The organism is Streptomyces himastatinicus ATCC 53653 (assembly GCF_000158915.1).
GTDB lineage: Bacteria > Actinomycetota > Actinomycetes > Streptomycetales > Streptomycetaceae > Streptomyces > Streptomyces himastatinicus.
The window spans coordinates 9,113,689-9,130,184 of sequence record NZ_GG657754.1; the positions used below are offsets into that span (position 1 = coordinate 9,113,689).

A 16,496-nucleotide genomic window follows, 5' to 3' on the forward strand; every position below is an offset into this window, starting at 1 on the left:
GTTCTCCTTCAGCGAGTGGCGTCGAACTCGGCGAGGACTTCCGCGGTGTCCTGGCCCGCGACCGGCGCCAGGCGGCGGATCGTGGCGGGGGTGGCGGAGAAGCGCATCGGGATGCCGATGGTGCGGACCGTGCCCTCGGTCGGGTGCTCGGCGGTGTCGAGGAGGTGGCCGTCGCGGACGTACGGATCCTCATGGGCGCGGTCCAGTTCCAGCACCGGGGCCATCGGGATGCTGTGCTTCGCGCACACCTCCGTCCACTCCGCGGTGGTCAGCGCGGGGGCGCAGGCGTCGATCAGCGCGGCCAGGTCCTCGTGGTCGTCGCTGTCGATCGCCTCACCGCCCACGCGCGGGTCCTCGGCGAGGTCCGGGCGTCCGGCGGCGGCGAAGAAGTCGCGGAAGTTCCGCGGGTTGTACGGGATCACGCAGGCCAGACCGTCCTTGGTGCGCACCGCCTTATGCCCCTTGGCCATCGACAGCGGGAAGCCGGTGGGGCCCAGCTCGGGCTCGTAGGTGTGTCCCGCCAGGTGCTCGACCAGGTTGAACGCGATCAGCGTGTCCGTCATGGGGATCTCGACGAGCTGGCCCCGGCCGGTCCTGTCCCGGTGCAGCAGGGCGGCGAGCACGCTGTAGGCGATGGTCAGCGAGGAGACCTTGTCGCCGATGATGGTGGGCAGGTAGACGGGCTCGCCCAGCGCCCGGTCGGCGATGTCGACCAGGCCGGACGCGGCCTGCACGGTCTCGTCGTAGGCGGCGTGGCCGACCCGGTCCGAGTCGCTGCGGAACCCTTGCGCGTGTGCGTAGACGAGCCGCGGGTTGCGGGAGGCGATGTCGTCGTAGGACAGGCCCAGACGGTGCAGCGCGCCGGGCCGCATGTTCGTGATCAGCACATCGGCGGTGTCGATCAGTTCGAGGGCCCGCTCGCGCTCCGTCCCGTCCTTGAGGTCGAGGGCCACGCTGCGCTTGTTGCGGTTGACGTTGAGGTTCAGCGCGGTCATGCCCGGCGTGGTGCGGTAGTGGCCCACCCGTACGGTGTCGGCGGGCGACTCGATCTTGATCACGTCGGCGCCCAGGTCCCCGAGGATCTGGGCCGCGTAGGGGCCCATCACCACGGTCGACAGGTCGATCACGCGCACGCCTTCCAGGGGGCCGGCGATGGTGTCCGTGATGTCCGTCATCGTGTGTGCCTTCACTCCTTGCCTCACCGATATGTGTGTACCTGGAAATTAAATTAACAAGGGTGGTGCGGGGAGTGGAATGATCATGTTGCGAAAGGCGGTATGACCGCAGTGGTCATACCGCCTTCAGGGTGCTCGGAGGGAGCTATACGTGGAGCGGCTCGGCGAATATCTCCCGGGCAGCGGCGGCGACTTCCTCCAGGTCACCGCCGTTGGCGCGATCCTGACGCCACAGCAGTCCGGTCTCCAGACGGGGGTGGAAATCGGAGAAGGGGAGGACGGTCACATTGTCCAGGCGATAATGGTGCATGGGGCTTTTCGGATCCAGCATGGAAATCGAGAATGCCAGGCCACTGGAGACGATTTCGGAAACCCCGTCGAACGTGGCGCTGTTCAGGGTGATGCGCTTCTTGATGCCGAGGTCGGACAGCTGCTGGTCGAGTCCGCGGAAGTACGCGTGGGTCCCCGCCGCGGGGGAGCCCGCGTAGGCGAGGTCGGCCAGTTCCGCGAGCGCGACCGACTCGCGCCCGGGGAACGCGTCCCGGGGTACGACCGCGCCGAGCCGTTCCGACATCACCGGCAACTGCTCCAGCGCCGGGTCGCCGCCGACCGGGAGCCGGGCCAGGGTCAGCGCCAGCCTGCCGTCGCACACCGCGTCGACCAGACGGTCGGTGGCGCCGGGCCAGCGCGTGACCTCGAACCGGTCGCGGACCCGCTCGGCGAGGGCGTCGATTCGCATCCGCAGGTCCGGGTGGATGCCGGTGGGTACGCCGAGCAGCAGGGTGGTCCGCTGTGGCCGCGTCGTCTCGTCCAGCCGCCACTTGATGGAATCGACCTGCTCCAGGACACCGCGCGCGATCGGCAGCAGCGCGCTGCCCGCCGGGGTGAGCCGCACATGGTGGGTGTCGCGGTCGAACAGCCGGTGTCCGAGTTCGTTCTCCAGGTCCTTGATCCGCCGGCTCAGCGGGGACGCCGCCATGTGCAGTTTGCGGGCCGCGGTGGAGAAGTTCAGTTCCTGGGCGACGGCGGCGAAGTAACGCAGGTGTAGGAGCTCCACGGATCCACCCTAGCCACCGTGCGCCCCGGCCCCTGTCGCGGGCGGAATACCCATGAATCCCCGCAGGTTGGCCCGGCGTGGCTACTTTAGGACTCATCGGCAGTGGGCGGATCGGCGGCGCCATCGCGCGACTGGCCGTGAACGCCGGACTCGACGTCGTGCTCAGCAACTCGCGCGGACCGGACACGCTGGCCGACCTGGTCGCGGAACTCGGCCCCCGCGCCAGGGCGGCGACCGCGGCGGAGGCCGCGGCGGCGGGCGACTGGGTGGTCGTGAGCGTGCCGTTCGCGGCGTACGACTCCTTGCCGCGCGAGCCTCTCGCGGGCAGGACGGTCATCGACACCGGCAACTACTCTCCGCAGCGCGACGGCAGGGTCGAGGCCCTGGAGAACGACGCGACCACGAGCAGTGAGGTGCTCCAGCGGTACCTCGGTGCCTCGGCGCACGTCGTGAAGGCGTTCAACAACATCCACCACACCCACCTCGCCGTACTGAACAGGCCCATCGGTGCCGGGGACCGCACCGCGCTCCCCATCGCCGGAGACGACGCCGAGGCGAAGCGGCGCGCCACCGAGCTGCTCGACACCCTCGGGTACGACGCCATCGACGCGGGACCACTCGCGCGGGGCAGGCTGTTCGCGCCGGGCACGCCCGCGTACGGCGCTCCCTACGTGAAACTGCCCGGCGGCTCGCTGAGCCCCCTGGCGGCCGGTGCCGCCCCGGCCGACTTCCTCTTCCTGGAGGCGGGCCCCGCGTCGGCGGCCGAGATACGGGCGCTCCTGGCGAAGGCGCAGAGCTGACACGGGCTCCGCTGAGGGACCGTCATCAAGGGGCCGTTCCGCGCGGCGCGGCGCCGCGCGGAACGGCCCCGGTGCGTGTGAGCACTCCGCGATCGGTGCCGATCAGTGGGCCCCGCATGAGCTGGAGTCCGACGCGCCTACGAGGTTGACGGGGACGGTGACGAAGGAGAACTGGTTGCTGGCGCACACACCGGGGAAGGTCGTGTTGCTGGAGTTGTAGACGTTGACATCCGGTCCGTCGTCGGCAGCGGCGCCGGTCGCGCCGACGGTGAGGGCCGCGGCGGTGAGGGCGAGCGTGGACAGGGCCGTCTGGATACGCATGGGTTCTCCTTGCTGGGGCGATTGGCCGCCGGATATGCCCGGCTCCCTCCGTATATTGCCCTTTGGGTGAGGGTTGTGGGTTCAGCGTCCCTCCAATGGGGGGTCTGTCACTCCCCCGAACGCCACTCCCCGGCACAGCGCGGCCTGCCACCGTGCGCCGATGCCATCGAGAGTGGAGGGACCTGACGCTGCACGTTCCACCACGCAACACACCAACGGAGAATCATTGCTCACCGTCAACGCCTACGCCGCGACCTCCGACACCGCTCCGCTCACCCCCACGACCATCGAGCGCCGGGACGTCGGCGCGCACGATGTGCTCATCGAGATCGCGTACACGGGCATCTGCCACTCCGACATCCACCACACCCGCAACGAATGGGGCGGGCAGACCTACCCGATCGTCCCCGGCCATGAGATCGCGGGCATCGTCACCGAGGTCGGCTCCGAGGTCACCGCGCACACCGTCGGCGACCGGGTCGGGGTCGGCTGCATGGTCAACTCCTGCCGGGTCTGCGAGCCCTGCCGCCGGGGCGAGGAGCAGTACTGCCTGAAGGGGCACACCCTCACCTACGGCGCGATCGACGAGGACTGCACCGTCACCCAGGGCGGCTACTCCACCCACGTCGTGGTGAACGACGACTTCGTGGTGCGCATCCCCGAGGGCATCGGTCTGGACGAGGCGGCGCCGCTGCTGTGCGCGGGCATCACCACGTACTCACCGCTGCGCCGCTTCGGCGCGGGGCCCGGCAAGAAGGTCGCGGTCGTCGGACTGGGCGGGCTCGGCCACATGGCCGTCAAGCTCGCGCACGCCATGGGCGCCGAGGTCACCGTCCTGTCGCAGTCGTTGAAGAAGAGGGACGACGGTCTGCGCCTGGGCGCCGACCACTACCACGCCACCAGCGACCCGGGCACTTTCGAGCAGCTGGCGGGCACCTTCGACCTGATCGTCAACACGGTCGGCGCCAGGCTCGACCTCGACGCCTACCTCCGGCTGCTGGCCGTGGACGGCGTCATGGCCAACGTCGGCGCACCCGCCGAGCCGCTGTCCCTCAACGTGTTCTCCCTGCTCATGAAGGGCCGGACACTCGCCGGATCGCTGATCGGCGGCATCCGCGAAACGCAGGAGATGCTCGACTTCTGCGCCGAGCACGGCCTGGGCGCCGACGTCGAGGTCATCCCGGCCGAGAAGATCAACGAGGCGTACGAACGGGTCCTCGCCTCGGATGTGCGCTACCGCTTCGTCATCGACATCGCCACCCTCGCCACACCCGACCGGTGACACCCACCGGGGCCGGGGTTCAGCGTGCGGAAACCCCGGCCCGTTGGGCTAGGTACATCGGGTCGGTGGTCAGCCAGTCGTAGTCGATCCCGTTCCAGAACCCACACTGGTGTCGTGCCTCGTACGCCCCGGAGTTGACGGCCCTGCTGCGGTCGCCGGGCAGCAGCGACATCAGCTTGGCGTGACGGTACGACGGCCACGGCGCCTGCCGGTGCGTGGCGGGGCTCCCGTCCCTGACGAACGCGCCCCAGTAGCGCATCATCGCCCTCGACAGTTTCCGCTGCTCCGGGGTCAGTGGCCCCGGGGACATGCTGGGCCACAGGTAGGGAAGCTCGGCGGCATGGGCCGCGCCCGCCGCGAAACCGGGCTGAGTGGGGCCGTGCGAGGGCGGGTTGCGGTCGCCGAATTCGTAGAAGTACGTCCGGGGCTGCCGGGCCGCGAACTGGTCCGCCAGGCGCTGGTATTGGCAGCCGCCCATCCCGTAGAACACGCTGCTGTCCGTCCACAGCGCGCCCAGGGGGTACGCGGCGCTGTACGGGCGGTCGCGGGCGCCGTAGGGGTAGCGGGCGAGCACCCCGTCGGCGTGGGGGCCGAATTGCTGCCCGACCACTCGCTCGTACTGCTCCTTGGTGGCGTGCGCGAACGGCAGCGCCCACTTGCGTATCTCGTCGCGGTTGGTGCCGATGAGGAGGGGGACGTCGGTGAACCTGCCGGAGCGCACCGCCACGCCCGGCGCGACGGGCAGTTCGGGAACACCGGACACGGGCAGGGGGCCGTTCAGGATGCCACCGAAGTCGCGCCCGGCGGCCAGCAACTCGTCCGGCCGCTTGGCCCGCAGACAGGACACGGCCGCCGCGGAATCACCGCAGCCGGCGGCGGTGGCGTAGCTCTTGCCCCGCGCGGTGGCCTGCGCGGACGTGAGACTCGGGCAGCCACCGCTCTGCATGATGGCGCGGTCGAACAGACCGCGGGCCGGGGGCGATGCCATCAGGGCGCATACGGACTGGCCACCGGCCGACTCGCCCGACAGCGTCACGCGGCCGGGGTCCCCGCCGAAGGCGGCGATGTTCCGCTGGGTCCAGCGCAGCGCCGCCTGCTGGTCGAGCAGGCCGTAGTTGCCACCGCCCCGCGCGCTCAGCCCGGGCAGGTCGAGGAAGCCGTTCGCGCCCAGCCGGTAGTTGATCGTGACGACCACGATGTTGTTGGTTCCGTGCGAGCTGTGAGCCGTCGTAGAGGTCGCCCGAACCGCTCATGAAGCCCCCGCCGTGGATCCAGAACAGCACCGGCAGCGGACGGTCCGTGCGCCGTTCGGGGGCGTAGACGTTGAGGTGCAGGCAGTCCTCGCTCGTGCCCGCGCCACCGCCGGTGGCCGTTTGCGCGCAGGCCGCGCCGGGACGGTCCGCCGACTGGACACCGCGCCATTCGGGCGCGGGCGCGGGCGGCTGCCAGCGCCGGTCGCCGACCGGTGGCGCGGCGTACGGGACGCCGAGGAACCGGCCGACGCCGTTCGCCGCGGCTCCCTCGACCACGCCTTTGTCGGTGGCCACCGTCAACGGGCGCGACACCGTGGGGGCGGCCGAAGGGACGGTGATCAGCGCGGCCAGGCTCACCGCGGCCGCGAGTACTCGTCGGATCATGGAGTGCCCTGGACCTCCCGGACGGAAGCAGGACTCCATCGAATCACGGGCCGGTCCTCACTCCTCGACCGGAGGCAGCCCCGCCCGGTTCAGACGGGGCCGGGCACGGTCGCCGCCCGCCGCGCGAGGCCCAGCCGGGAGTGATAGGCGGGCAGGCAGGGACAGGCGACGAGGGCGAACAGCCCGAGTGCCGCGATCAGAACGGTGCCCGGCGCGACCTGGCCGACCAGGGGACACCCCCGTGAGGGCGTTGGCCGCGCCGCGCGGCGGGGCGCTGCCCACGGTGTCGGCACGGGGCGACGGGAGTTCTCGGGAGATGCTCGCCGCCGACTCGCTCGCCCCGCTCGGCCTCGAACCGGGCGAGTTCGACGTGCTCACCACGGTGCTGCGCAGCGGCCCCCCCGTTCGACGTGACGCCGACCTGGCTCAGCCGCTCCCTGCTCATCTCGGCCGCCGGGCTCACGGAACCGGCGAGGTTGTTTGGGGGTCCTCGCGCCGGGCAGGCGCATCAATGTGCTTCGGAACAGAGGCACGCCCAAGGGAGCGGTTCGGCTGCTCGGGGTGTGCTCTGTTCGGCGCCCCAGGCAGCGGCTCTTCTCCCCACGGTGCTACCGACCACAGGACGAGGGAGACCGGCGCATGACTGCCGTACGCACACGCAGCAAGCACTCGCACGACGACGCTCCCGACACCTCCGCCGAGTTCCGGCGCATTGCCACGCTGCCCGAGGGCGCCGAGAAGGAGGCGCTGCGGCAGGATGTCGTACGCGCGTGGATGCCGATGGCGGAGCGGCTGGCCCGGCAGTTCCGCAACCGCGGTGAGTCCGCGGAGGATTTGCGGCAGGTGGCGATGCTCGGCCTGGTCAAGGCCGTCAAGCGCTATGAGCCGGACCGTGGCAGCGCTTTCGCGAGCTTTGCCGTGCCGACGGTCGTGGGTGAGATCAAGCGCCACTTCCGGGACCACATGTGGGGCGTGCATGTGCCGCGCCGGGTCCAGGAGTTGCGTAACCGTGTGCGCGCCGCCGCCCAGGAGCTGACGCGCACTCCCGACGACCGTTCCCCGAGCGTGTCGGCCATCGTCGAGCACACGGGGATGAGCGAGGAGGATGTGCTGCTGGGGATGGAGGCGATGGAGAGCTTCTCGGCGCTGTCCCTGGACGCCGAACTGCCGGGCGCCGAGGACGGATACTCCCTCGCCGACACCCTCGGCGCACCGGAGCCCTCCTACGACCGCGTCATCCAGCGCGAGGCCCTCAAACCAAGGCTGCGCGCCCTGCCCGAACGCGAGCGCCACATCCTCTACCTGCGCTTCTTCCGCGAGGAGACCCAGGGTCGTATCGCCGAACAACTCGGCATCTCCCAGATGCACGTCTCCAGGCTGATCAACCGGACCTGCGCCCGGCTGCACGACCAGATCGAGGCCCCGGCGGCGTGATGCCCGCACACCGGAGCCCAGGGCCCTACCCGTACACCGCGATGCCACGCTCCAGCAGACTGCCCAGCACCAGGCGGGAGCCGTGTTCGCACACGCTCGTGGCCATCCGGTACGGGGAGCGGCGGCGCAGCAGATGGCGGGCCACGCTTCCGTCGGGGCGGATCGCCAGCACGCGCACGGTGGGGCGCGGGTGGGGACGGAATTTCCTGACGGGGATCGAGGCCGCCCTCCTGAGGGCGGGGGAGGCGTGGTGCAGCGCGTCCACGAGGGGTTCCCGCGGCCCGGCCAGGGCGACCCAGAACACCCCGTCGGCGCCCTGGGAGAGGTTGTCGGGGTAGCCCGGCAGGTCGGCCACGAGGGTGTCGTCCGTCCCCTCGCGCGGTCCGGTCAGCCAATGGCGGCTGATCCGGCGGGCGCCGCTCTCCGCCACGGCGACGAACGACTCGTCAGGAGCGAGCGCGACTCCGTTGGCGAACCGCAGCCCGTTCCGCAGCACCTCCGGCTCGCCACCCGGCCGCAGCCGCAGCAGCTGCCCGGTACCGGTGTCCTCCAGGATGTCGCTCAGCCAGTCCTCCAGGCCGTAACGGCGGCTGGAGACGGTGAAGTAGAAGGTGCCGTCCGCCGATATGGCGACGTTGCTACAGAACCGCAGCGGGACGCCGTCCACCTCGTCGGCGAGGACATCCACCGTCCCGCCCCGCGGGTCGACCCGCAGCAGACCGCGCCGGGCGTCGCACACCAGGAGTTCGCCGTCGGGGGAGGGGGCCAGCCCCAGTGGCCTGCCGCCGGTTTCGGCGATGACCTCGGCGCGGGCGAGGCCCGCCGTTTCCGACAGGGTCAGCCGCCAGATCGCCCCGTCCGCGGTCCCGGTGAGGATCCGGCCCGCGCCGTCGAGGGCCACGTGTTCGGGCCCTCGCGCGTCACGGGCGACGATGCGCGGGCGGGGCAGCGGCTCGACCACGCCGTCGGCCACTTCGGTCGATGAGCGGTGTCGTCGTGGCATGGCTCAGATCGCCCCGCGGGCCCGGGCCGCCTTGACGCACCGCGTCATCTCCTCGGCGTACGGCAGGGCCACGAAGGCCCCGATGGCCGCTCCTATCGCCGCCAGGTAGCGGGCGGGCAGCGGGTTCTCCTTGGGCAGCAGCTTCCAGTCCTCCGCCGTGTCGCCCCCGCGCAGCGTGGCGCGCACCTGCTCCCAGTGCAGACACGAGGTGAAGGCCAGCGCCGAAAGCGGCAGCACCTCCAGGAAGCTGTGGATGTGCTGTTCCACGGGGCGTACTTCGCGCTTGCCGGTGGCCATGCTGACGTCCCACAGGGCCGTCGCGCCGTGGACCACGGCGGCACCGCCCATGACCGACAGCACCAGCGGATTGACCCGGGCGAGCAGCCCCATCGCTACGGGGACGCCCGCCTCGGTCATCATGAGCGCGTGCAGCGCCGATTCGCGCGTGCCGGAGGTCTCCTCGATCCGGGTCCTGCGGTGCATGGCCCAGTCCGCCACGGCCGGTACGAACCACAGCGGCAGCACCCCGTACATCAGGAAGCGCCGGTTGGCGTCCTCGACGTCCAGGGGTTTCCGCGGCACGCGCAGGTCGCGTGGCCGTCGCCAGCGCCGCCATGCGCGGGCCACCGGACTACGGGTCAGAGCCATACCGCCTCCAAAGGAAGATCGGGTAAGCCGGGTCCCCCGTAGGCGTCCGGGGCAAACTGCGCCCTCGCCCGTTCGGCGGCTCCTGGGGGTGCTAGGTGTTCACGTCAGCCCGTCCCAGCCCCAGCGTGGTGTCGGGCCCGGCTCGCCGAGGTCGTCGCCCTCCGACCCGGCCGAGACATCGCGGGCGATGCGGGTTCCCCAGTCGAAGTACTCCAGGACGCGGCGGCGCAGCAGCGCGTCGTCCGGGAACTCCTTCTCGACCGCGGTGGTCATCAGCTCCATCCAGCGGACCCGCTGCTCCTCGGTGATCGACAGGCCGAGGTGGGAGCGGAGCAGGGCCTGGTGGCCGCCGAGCCGGGCCGTGAAGTCGGCCGGGCCGCCGAACACTTCGGCGAGCCAGACGGCGACGTGTTCGATGTGGGTCCGGGTGAAGTCCGCGAAGACCGGGGCGAGGAGCGGGTCCGCGAGGACGCCCTCGTAGAAGGTGTCGCTCAGGCGGCGGAGGGCGGCCATGCCGCCGACGGCGTCGAACAGGGACTCGGTGCGCTCGGTCATGCGGTCCCTCCGGTGTGTTCCACGATCACGGTGATCCTCCATGGCGTGTTTTCCGCCAGGATTGACGACGGCCGTCCCGGAGCCCAGGGGGTTCGCCTACGGCGCACCAACTGGATTGCGTGGTTCCCGCGGCGGTCCTCCAGACGCGCTTGACCTTGTCCGAAGGGGAAGGCCGACGGTGTTCCCGACCCGGAGGACCGGAGGAGAGGAATCCCATGGACGACGACGCGCTCCTGGCGGAGCAGCTGGCCTACTACCGGGCGGGCGCGGCTCAGTACGACCGGCCCTACGCGGAGCGCGAGGAGCTGCGGGAGCTGCTGGCCGCCGTCGACGGCCTCCCGGTCGCCGGGGACGTGCTGGAGCTGGCCTGCGGCACGGGGCAGTGGACGCCGCGGCTCGCGGCGCGGGCGCGGTCGGTGACGGCCGTCGACGCGGCGGCCGAGGTGCTGGACCTCGCCCGGGCGCGGACCGCGTCCGCGTCCCGCGCCGTCCGGTTCGTCCAGGCCGACCTGTTCGCGTGGCGGCCGCCACGCCGCTACGACACGGTGTTCTTCGCCTTCTGGCTCTCCCATGTCCCGCCGGCGCGGCTGCCCGGCTTCTGGGACACCGTCGCCGCGGCGCTCGCGCCGGGCGGCAAGGCGATCTTCGTCGACGACGGCCCCGCCGCCGCGGAAGAGGAGGTCCTCGCGGACCAGCCCGCTCCGGCGGCGCTGCGGCGGCTCGACGACGGCAGCCGGTACCGCATCGTGAAGGTGTTCCACGACGCCCGGACGCTCACCGACGACCTGACCGCGCGGGGGTGGTCGGTCCGCATCCGGACCGTCGCCGGGAACTACATCGGCATCGCGGAACCGCCGACCGCCGACAGCGGCTGATACGGCTGTGGTAGATGAGGTAACTGGGAGTCAAGTGGTAGATATATGCCAAGTTTGTTGGCCGGAATGGGTACTTCCGCCCTTCATCCGTGCCACACTGAATGCATGGCCCTCACCGCATCCCCCGTCGGTGAGGGCCATTCTCTTTGGACTCAGGCCCGCAGGGCCGCCAGGTGGGCCGTGCGGACCTCCGGGGTCTGACCCTGCACGACGAGGAACAGGCCCTCCCGGGCCAGGCGCTGGGCCGGGTGGGTGAGGCCGAAGGCCCGGCCGCCGCCCGCGGCGATCGCGGCCGTGGTGGCGGCGCGCATCACGTCGTACGCCCGGGTCTTGGCCACGAGCCGGTCGTCCAGCCGTTCGGCGGGCGGTACCTCGTCGACCAGGGCGTAGGCGTCGCGGCGTACCGCGTCCAGGCGGTCGCGCAGGACGCCCGCCGTGTCCTTCGCCTCGGCGTCGCCGGACGCGTCGAGGAGGTCGAGGGCGGCGCGGGCCACGCCGAAGACGGCGGGGTTGGTGTTGGTGTTCTTGGGGAGGTCCTCCCTCGCCCAGCGCTCGTGCGGCAGCCGCACCGCCACCGCCTCGTCGGGCACCACCAGCCCGTCGAGCACCAGTCCGACCGTGTGCGAACCGGTGAGCGCGGCGAGCTGGAGCGGGCCGGTGGCGGTGAGGCCCGGCTGCTCATGGGCGCCGGTGACGCCGAAGACCACCTCGCCGTCCTCGGTGCCGCCGCCCAGCAGGAACAGGTCGTTCAGCCCCCAGCCGGTGTACCAGGGCACGCGCCCGTCGAAGCGCCAGCCGCCCGCCACCCGGGTGGCCCGCACCGGCAGCTTGGGGTGGGCGCGCAGATGCGAGAAGGCGATCCCGGCGAGCAGGGTGCCGTCGCTCAGCGGGCGCAGCCAGCGCTCGCGCGCCGCCTCCTCGCCCGTGGCCAGGGTCCGCACCGGCGTGTGGTGCTGGGCCTGGATGAAGAACGTCGAGCAGCAGGCGCCCGACAGGATCTCGGCGATCTCCCGGCCGACGGCCGCCGGAGCCTCCGCCCCGCCGTACGCCGCCGGGGCGTTCACCCCCAGCACGCCCGACGCCTTTGACGGCGTCGATGGCCTGCCGGGTGACGCCCTCCCGGTCGTGCGCCTCGGCGGCGGGGGCGAGGACGTCATCGGCCAGCCGGCGGGCCGCGGCGACGAGGGGGTGGTCGGGCGTGGCGGTCATACGGGGTGCTCCTCTGTGGTGGACCGAGGGGAACGGGGCTCGCCCAGGGTGAGCATCAGCCGGTTGGCCCAGGCGAATACGGCGACGACATGGACGAGGTCCAGGATCTCCGTATCGTCCAGGCCCGCGTCCGTCCGCAGCGCCGTGAGGTCGAGCGGCCGGTTCGGCTCGCGGGTGAGGCGCACCGCGAAGTCGGCCACGGCGCGCCGCCGCGCCGTGCCCAGGTCCGCGTCGGGGCCCGCGTCGAGGAGCGCCCGCGCCGGACCGGCGTCCTTGGCGAGCTGCGCGAAGCGCCGCGCGTGGACGGACGCGCAGTACACGCAACCGTTGACGTGCGAGACGGCGAGCGCGGCGATCTCCCGGTCGCGGCGGTCGAGCCCGCGCGGCGCGTACATGATGGCGTTGTAGAGCCGCGACCGCTCCCGCAGCGCCGTCACATCGTGGACGAGGGCCAGGTAGTACGGCGAGGTCTTCGCCGTCGGCAGCGACTCCTCCAGTACGGCGATCTGCTCGGGCGTGGCGCGGTCGACGTCCACCGTCTCCACCCAGGCGTCCCACTCCAGCGCGTCGAGCGTGAACGGGCGCCCCTCGCTCGCCACGCCGTACGCGGGGACCTCGCCGCCCTCCGCCGGGAGCCCGCCGAGCGCCCGCAGTCCGGCCGCGAGCCGCGCCTGGTACGTGACGAACGCGACGAGCTGCGAGGCCGCGACGACATCGGGGGCGCCCCAGCCCGCCTCCGTCAGCGCCGCGATGTCCTTCGGGCCCGCCGTGGAGGGGCTGAGGACGAGGAGTTCGGCGTGGCGGAGCAGCGCCGCGAGGCGCGCCGAATCGGCGGGTGCCGGGGCGAGGCTCCGGTAGTGCGCGGCGAGCACCGGCGCGCCGTCCAGCTCGGCGGTGCGGGCGGCGAGTGCGGCGCGCTCGGCCCGGGGGAGGGTGTCGGTGCCGGTCAGCAGCGCGTCATGGGCGCCCTGGGTGTGGACGTACGCCTTCTCGCGGTACGTCCGCAACGCGGCGGGCGTACCGGCGACGGCGTCGATCACGTCGGCCGTTTCGGACATGGGGGGTGCCTTTCACAGTGGTGGGGGAGTGCTCAGCCCGTCGCGTCCTCGCTCGCCCGGTACGCGCGCACGTACATGCGCGCGCCCGCGACCAGGAGGATCGCCACGCACACCGCGAGCGCGGAGGCGAGGCCGAGGTCCTGGTCGGCGAAGGCGAGCTTCCTGATCTCCAGCGGGACGGTCGTGGAGGTGTCCATCGGGCCGCCGCCGGAGAGCAGATACGGTAGGTCGAAGTCGTACGCCGTCCAGATCGTGCGCATCAGCATGGCGACGATCAGCGCGGGCGCGATCCACGGCAGCGTCACGTAGCGGAAGACCCCGAACCGCCCGGCGCCGTCCAGCGCCGCCGCCTCGCGCAGCTCGCCCGGCAGGGTCTGGAGGCGGGCGAGGACGACGATGACGATGAACGGCACGTACTTCCAGCAGTTCACCGCGACCAGCGCGAACATCACGGTGGCCGGGTCGGCGAAGGGGTTCACCAGGGTGTCGCTCAGCCCGAGCGTCCGCAGCAGATATCCGGCCATCCCGGAGGTGTCGTTGAACGCGAAGCGGAACACCATCGCGGCGACCACGGCGGGCACGACGTACGGGAAGAGCACGAGCCCGCGGGCCAGGGTCTGGCCGCGCAGCCCGGCGTTGAGGAGCAGCGCGACGGCGACCCCGGCGGCGGCCTGGATCACCATGTTCCCCGCGACCCACAGCACGCTGCGCCCGAACGCGCCGCGCACCGCCGGGTCCTCCCACAGGCGGCGGTAGTTGTCGAGGCCGAGGAAGGTGTGTTCGCGGGTGAGGAAGTCGACGTGGAAGAAGCTGTCGAAGACCGAGCCGACGGCGAAGAGCACGCCGATGACGCCGAAGATGATGAACGGCGCACGCCAGTTTCCGTTCGTCGCCTCGATGACGGCGACCACGATGGGGGTTCCGACGGCTCCGGGCAGCGGTACGGGGCGTCTGGGATACGGCAGTCACTTCACGGCCCCCTGTCCGATGCCGCCGACGAGGAATTTCTGCACGATCACGAACAGCACCAGCACGGGTGCCACCACGATCAGCGCGGCGGCCATCAGCACGCCCCACGAGTAGACGCTCGTCTGGTCCATGAGCAGCGAGAGCCCGGGGCTCAGCGTCAGCTTGTCCGGCTCCGCCATGAGCGTGGAGGCGAAGAGGTATTCGCTCCAGGCCGCGTTGAAGGCGAACACGGCGGTCGCGATGAGCCCCGGCACCGACTGCGGCAGCACCACCCGGACGAATGCGCCGAAGCGGGTGCAGCCGTCGACCATCGCCGCGTCCTCCAGCTCGACGGTGAGCCCGTGGAAGTACGAGCGAAGGGTCCACAGCGCGAACGGCAGCAGCGTGGCCGTGTAGATCACGACCAGCGCGGCGAGGTTGTTGGCGAGCCCGAACCGCGCCACCAGCTGCGAGACCGGTACCAGCACCAGGATCGGCGGCACCAGATACGCGAACAGCGACAGCTCCCCGATCCACCGCAGCCCCGGTATCCGGAACCGGACGAGCGCGTACGCGGCGCAGGTGCCCAAGCCGACGACCAGCAGCGTCGAAACGGCCGCCACGATCAGCGAGTTGGTGAGGTACGTACCGAAGGACGAGATCTCGAAGAGGGTGCGGAAGTTGTCGAGCGTGAGCGTGTGCGGGAGGAACGTCGGGGGATAGGAGATGATCTCCTCGTCCGGTTTGACGGCCGTGAACAGGATCCACAGCAGCGGCAGATCGGCGATGAGCACGACGGCGGCCAGCGCCGCGTACTGGAGGACACGCCCGGGACGGAGCGGGCGGCCGTGGCGGAGCGTCTTCATGCCGCGGGCCTCCACTCCGGGTTGGCCGACTTCCAGTCGCGGGCCGCGAAGGCGAACTGGTCCACGGCCCGGCGCCACGCCTGCTCGGGGTCGTCGCCGCGCAGCAGGATCGACTGCACCATCGAGGCGTCGGCCGGGGGCGGCGCCCACGCCTTGCCCGCCCAGGGGCAGGGGTTGGAGAGCTTGCCGTCGTACCGCCCGTTCACGACCGAGCCCATGGCCATGTCGGGGCTCAGCGCGTGCGGCACGAGGTCGAGGATGGTGCGCACCCAGTCGCCGTGCTTCTTCAGATAGGGGTCGTCCGAGACGTCGATCTCCTCGCGGAGCCGGGCCCCCACGGACTTCAGCGGCGGCACGAGGTGGCCGGGGACGGTGAGGGAGAACTTCAGCGCGTTCTCGCCGGTGGTCAGCTCCTTGAGGAAGGCCCTGGCCGCGCGTCTGTGCCGGGTGTGGGCGAAGACGCTGTACTGGTTCTTGCCGCCGTACGCCAGCCGCCCGGTGCGGAACGGGCCAGCGGGGACCGGCAGGACGCCGGTGACCTCGGCGATCCGCGGGTTCTGCTCGGCGAGGTTGACGCCGAGCCTGCCAGCCATGGTGGCGAAGGCGGCCTTCCCGGAGATGTAGGTGTTCATCAGGTCCGGGTAGTTGGTGTTGTATGCGCCCTTGCGCGCGTACCGCATGATGGCCACGTGGCGCTTCACGCCGTCGAGCACCTCGTCCTTGCCGAACAGGACCTCGCCGTCCGGGCCGTAGTAGTCCCAGCCCGCCTGGTACACGTACGGGGAGAGGAACTGGGTCGTCATCCCGGGGGTGTTGCCCGCGCCGGAGGAGATGCCGTCGATGCCGTCCCTGCCGTGCAGCTCGCGCACCGCGCCGAGGAACTGGCCGTAGGTGCGGGGCGGTTCGATGCCCGCGCCGTCGAGCAGGTCCTTGCGGTAGTAGAGGACGGAGGCGTTGGCCTGGAACGGCATCGCGTAGTCCTCGCCGCGGTGCGCGATGCGGGTGCCGGGCAGGAAGTCGTCCTCGCCGATGTCCTCGATCATGCCGCTGAGGGGCAGCAGATAGCCCTTGACGGCCCAGTCGAGGATGTTGGCGGCCGGAGGCGCGAAGACACCGATGTCGGTGCCGGTCTGCATGGCCGTCTGGAGGTACTGGAGCTGGTTCTCGTCCGAGTACAGCGTCATCTTCACGGTGACACCAGGGTGCTTGCGCTCGAACCTTTTGATCACGGAGCGATAGAAGGCGAGCGATTTGGGGTCCGACTCGGTCGTGTAGAAGGGCACGACCGTGCCGCCGGATTCGGCGTCGGAGCACGCCGACAGCAGGGCGGCACCGGATGAGGCAGCGGCCAGCGACAGCAGGCCGCGCCGCGACATGCGGGCGGAAGGCATGGGGGTCCAGGGGAGGGAGGCGCGGAGGAAGGAGGGAGTTGCGGGGAAGGGACCGCTCAACATCCCGTGGTGGTGGACCTGCGAAGATCGAGAAACCGGCGCTTGGTGAGAAGCAGGGTCCGCACGGCCGCTCCCCCTCGGATACTTGTGCGATACAGGTGACCTTGAAGCTATGCGGTGGACTGATCCGCTGTCAAAGGAAAGGTAGCCCTCCGACGAACGCCACCCCGGCGCCAT

The 16,496-nt window shown here is 71.3% G+C and carries 16 protein-coding genes and 1 pseudogene; 4 read left to right on the forward strand and 13 right to left on the reverse strand.

The annotated features are described in order from the left end of the window. Positions 1–8: 8 nt before the first annotated feature. Complete coding sequence (locus tag SSOG_RS38790) at positions 9–1,175, reverse strand: CaiB/BaiF CoA transferase family protein (RefSeq protein ID WP_009719781.1); 1,167 nt, start codon at positions 1,173–1,175, stop codon at positions 9–11. A gap of 145 nt (positions 1,176–1,320) precedes the next feature. Further along, the gene (locus tag SSOG_RS38795) at positions 1,321–2,232 is read right to left on the reverse strand and encodes a LysR family transcriptional regulator (RefSeq protein WP_009719782.1); all 912 of its coding nucleotides are present in this window, start codon (positions 2,230–2,232) and stop codon (positions 1,321–1,323) included. A 77-nt stretch (positions 2,233–2,309) separates the two neighbouring features. Between SSOG_RS38795 and SSOG_RS38800 the strand changes: the two genes are divergently transcribed. Next, positions 2,310–3,032: an NADPH-dependent F420 reductase gene (locus SSOG_RS38800; RefSeq protein WP_078510512.1), complete on the forward strand. Its 723-nt coding sequence runs from the start codon at positions 2,310–2,312 to the stop codon at positions 3,030–3,032. Positions 3,033–3,134: 102 nt separating this feature from the next. Here the strand turns inward: SSOG_RS38800 and SSOG_RS38805 are convergent, their stop codons facing one another. Then, positions 3,135–3,353, reverse strand: coding sequence for a hypothetical protein (locus tag SSOG_RS38805; protein ID WP_009719784.1), 219 nt, complete (start codon positions 3,351–3,353; stop codon positions 3,135–3,137). Between the two features lie 226 nt (positions 3,354–3,579). On the opposite strand from SSOG_RS38805, the gene SSOG_RS38810 reads away from it, so the two are divergent. Continuing rightward, the gene (locus SSOG_RS38810; protein WP_009719785.1) at positions 3,580–4,635 is read left to right on the forward strand and encodes an NAD(P)-dependent alcohol dehydrogenase; all 1,056 of its coding nucleotides are present in this window, start codon (positions 3,580–3,582) and stop codon (positions 4,633–4,635) included. Positions 4,636–4,654: 19 nt separating this feature from the next. Here the strand turns inward: SSOG_RS38810 and SSOG_RS38815 are convergent, their stop codons facing one another. Both SSOG_RS38815 and SSOG_RS56815 read right to left on the reverse strand, forming a co-directional pair. Further along, positions 4,655–5,830, reverse strand: a complete 1,176-nt coding sequence (locus SSOG_RS38815; RefSeq protein WP_050800108.1) for a carboxylesterase family protein — start codon at positions 5,828–5,830, stop codon at positions 4,655–4,657. A 19-nt stretch (positions 5,831–5,849) separates the two neighbouring features. Then, a pseudogene (locus tag SSOG_RS56815) lies at positions 5,850–6,311 on the reverse strand (carboxylesterase family protein); the annotation flags it as partial. Positions 6,312–6,911: 600 nt separating this feature from the next. On the opposite strand from SSOG_RS56815, the gene SSOG_RS38820 reads away from it, so the two are divergent. Then, complete coding sequence (locus tag SSOG_RS38820; RefSeq protein ID WP_009719787.1) at positions 6,912–7,706, forward strand: SigB/SigF/SigG family RNA polymerase sigma factor; 795 nt, start codon at positions 6,912–6,914, stop codon at positions 7,704–7,706. Positions 7,707–7,731: 25 nt separating this feature from the next. On the opposite strand, the gene SSOG_RS38825 is transcribed toward SSOG_RS38820, so the two are convergent. The 3 genes from SSOG_RS38825 to SSOG_RS38835 all read right to left on the reverse strand — a co-directional run bounded on the left by SSOG_RS38825 (position 7,732) and on the right by SSOG_RS38835 (position 9,912). Further along, positions 7,732–8,709 carry an SMP-30/gluconolactonase/LRE family protein gene (locus SSOG_RS38825; protein ID WP_009719788.1) on the reverse strand — a complete coding sequence of 326 codons (978 nt, stop codon included), beginning with the start codon at positions 8,707–8,709 and terminating at the stop codon, positions 7,732–7,734. Between the two features lie 3 nt (positions 8,710–8,712). Continuing rightward, entirely contained in the window at positions 8,713–9,357 is a 645-nt protein-coding gene (locus SSOG_RS38830; RefSeq protein ID WP_039939722.1) for a hypothetical protein, read from the reverse strand. 99 nt (positions 9,358–9,456) lie between these two features. Continuing rightward, a complete protein-coding gene (locus tag SSOG_RS38835; protein ID WP_039939724.1) occupies positions 9,457–9,912 on the reverse strand; it encodes a group II truncated hemoglobin in 456 nt (151 codons plus the stop codon). Positions 9,913–10,127: 215 nt separating this feature from the next. Here SSOG_RS38835 and SSOG_RS38840 point away from each other — a divergent pair, with 215 nt between their 5' ends. After that, a complete protein-coding gene (locus tag SSOG_RS38840) occupies positions 10,128–10,787 on the forward strand; it encodes a class I SAM-dependent methyltransferase (RefSeq protein ID WP_039939726.1) in 660 nt (219 codons plus the stop codon). A gap of 152 nt (positions 10,788–10,939) precedes the next feature. On the opposite strand, the gene SSOG_RS38845 is transcribed toward SSOG_RS38840, so the two are convergent. From SSOG_RS38845 to SSOG_RS49710, 5 genes are all read right to left on the reverse strand, one after another. Next, positions 10,940–11,860, reverse strand: coding sequence for an acyl-CoA dehydrogenase (locus tag SSOG_RS38845; RefSeq protein WP_106516527.1), 921 nt, complete (start codon positions 11,858–11,860; stop codon positions 10,940–10,942). Between the two features lie 132 nt (positions 11,861–11,992). Then, positions 11,993–13,054: a peroxidase-related enzyme gene (locus SSOG_RS47810; RefSeq protein ID WP_063631617.1), complete on the reverse strand. Its 1,062-nt coding sequence runs from the start codon at positions 13,052–13,054 to the stop codon at positions 11,993–11,995. A 32-nt stretch (positions 13,055–13,086) separates the two neighbouring features. Then, positions 13,087–13,965: a carbohydrate ABC transporter permease gene (locus SSOG_RS38855; RefSeq protein WP_245606472.1), complete on the reverse strand. Its 879-nt coding sequence runs from the start codon at positions 13,963–13,965 to the stop codon at positions 13,087–13,089. A gap of 54 nt (positions 13,966–14,019) precedes the next feature. Then, on the reverse strand, positions 14,020–14,868 hold the full coding sequence (locus SSOG_RS38860; RefSeq protein WP_078510663.1) for a carbohydrate ABC transporter permease: 849 nt from the start codon (positions 14,866–14,868) through the stop codon (positions 14,020–14,022). Beyond that, positions 14,865–16,259 carry an ABC transporter substrate-binding protein gene (locus SSOG_RS49710; protein WP_106516528.1) on the reverse strand — a complete coding sequence of 465 codons (1,395 nt, stop codon included), beginning with the start codon at positions 16,257–16,259 and terminating at the stop codon, positions 14,865–14,867. Before SSOG_RS49710 ends, SSOG_RS38860 begins: the two co-directional genes overlap by 4 nt. Positions 16,260–16,496: the final 237 nt, after the last annotated feature.

Excerpts from the sequence above, each read along its gene's own strand:
- SSOG_RS38805 (WP_009719784.1), bottom strand. The coding sequence starts at position 3,353 with ATGCGTATCCAGACGGCCCTGTCCACGCTCGCCCTCACCGCCGCGGCC.
- SSOG_RS38790 (WP_009719781.1), bottom strand. The coding sequence starts at position 1,175 with ATGACGGACATCACGGACACCATCGCCGGCCCCCTGGAAGGCGTGCGC.
- SSOG_RS38860 (WP_078510663.1), bottom strand. The coding sequence starts at position 14,868 with ATGAAGACGCTCCGCCACGGCCGCCCGCTCCGTCCCGGGCGTGTCCTC.
- SSOG_RS49710 (WP_106516528.1), bottom strand. The coding sequence starts at position 16,259 with ATGCCTTCCGCCCGCATGTCGCGGCGCGGCCTGCTGTCGCTGGCCGCT.
- SSOG_RS38825 (WP_009719788.1), bottom strand. The coding sequence starts at position 8,709 with ATGCCACGACGACACCGCTCATCGACCGAAGTGGCCGACGGCGTGGTC.
- SSOG_RS38840 (WP_039939726.1), top strand. The coding sequence starts at position 10,128 with ATGGACGACGACGCGCTCCTGGCGGAGCAGCTGGCCTACTACCGGGCG.
- SSOG_RS47810 (WP_063631617.1), bottom strand. The coding sequence starts at position 13,054 with ATGTCCGAAACGGCCGACGTGATCGACGCCGTCGCCGGTACGCCCGCC.
- SSOG_RS38820 (WP_009719787.1), top strand. The coding sequence starts at position 6,912 with ATGACTGCCGTACGCACACGCAGCAAGCACTCGCACGACGACGCTCCC.
- SSOG_RS38830 (WP_039939722.1), bottom strand. The coding sequence starts at position 9,357 with ATGGCTCTGACCCGTAGTCCGGTGGCCCGCGCATGGCGGCGCTGGCGA.
- SSOG_RS38835 (WP_039939724.1), bottom strand. The coding sequence starts at position 9,912 with ATGACCGAGCGCACCGAGTCCCTGTTCGACGCCGTCGGCGGCATGGCC.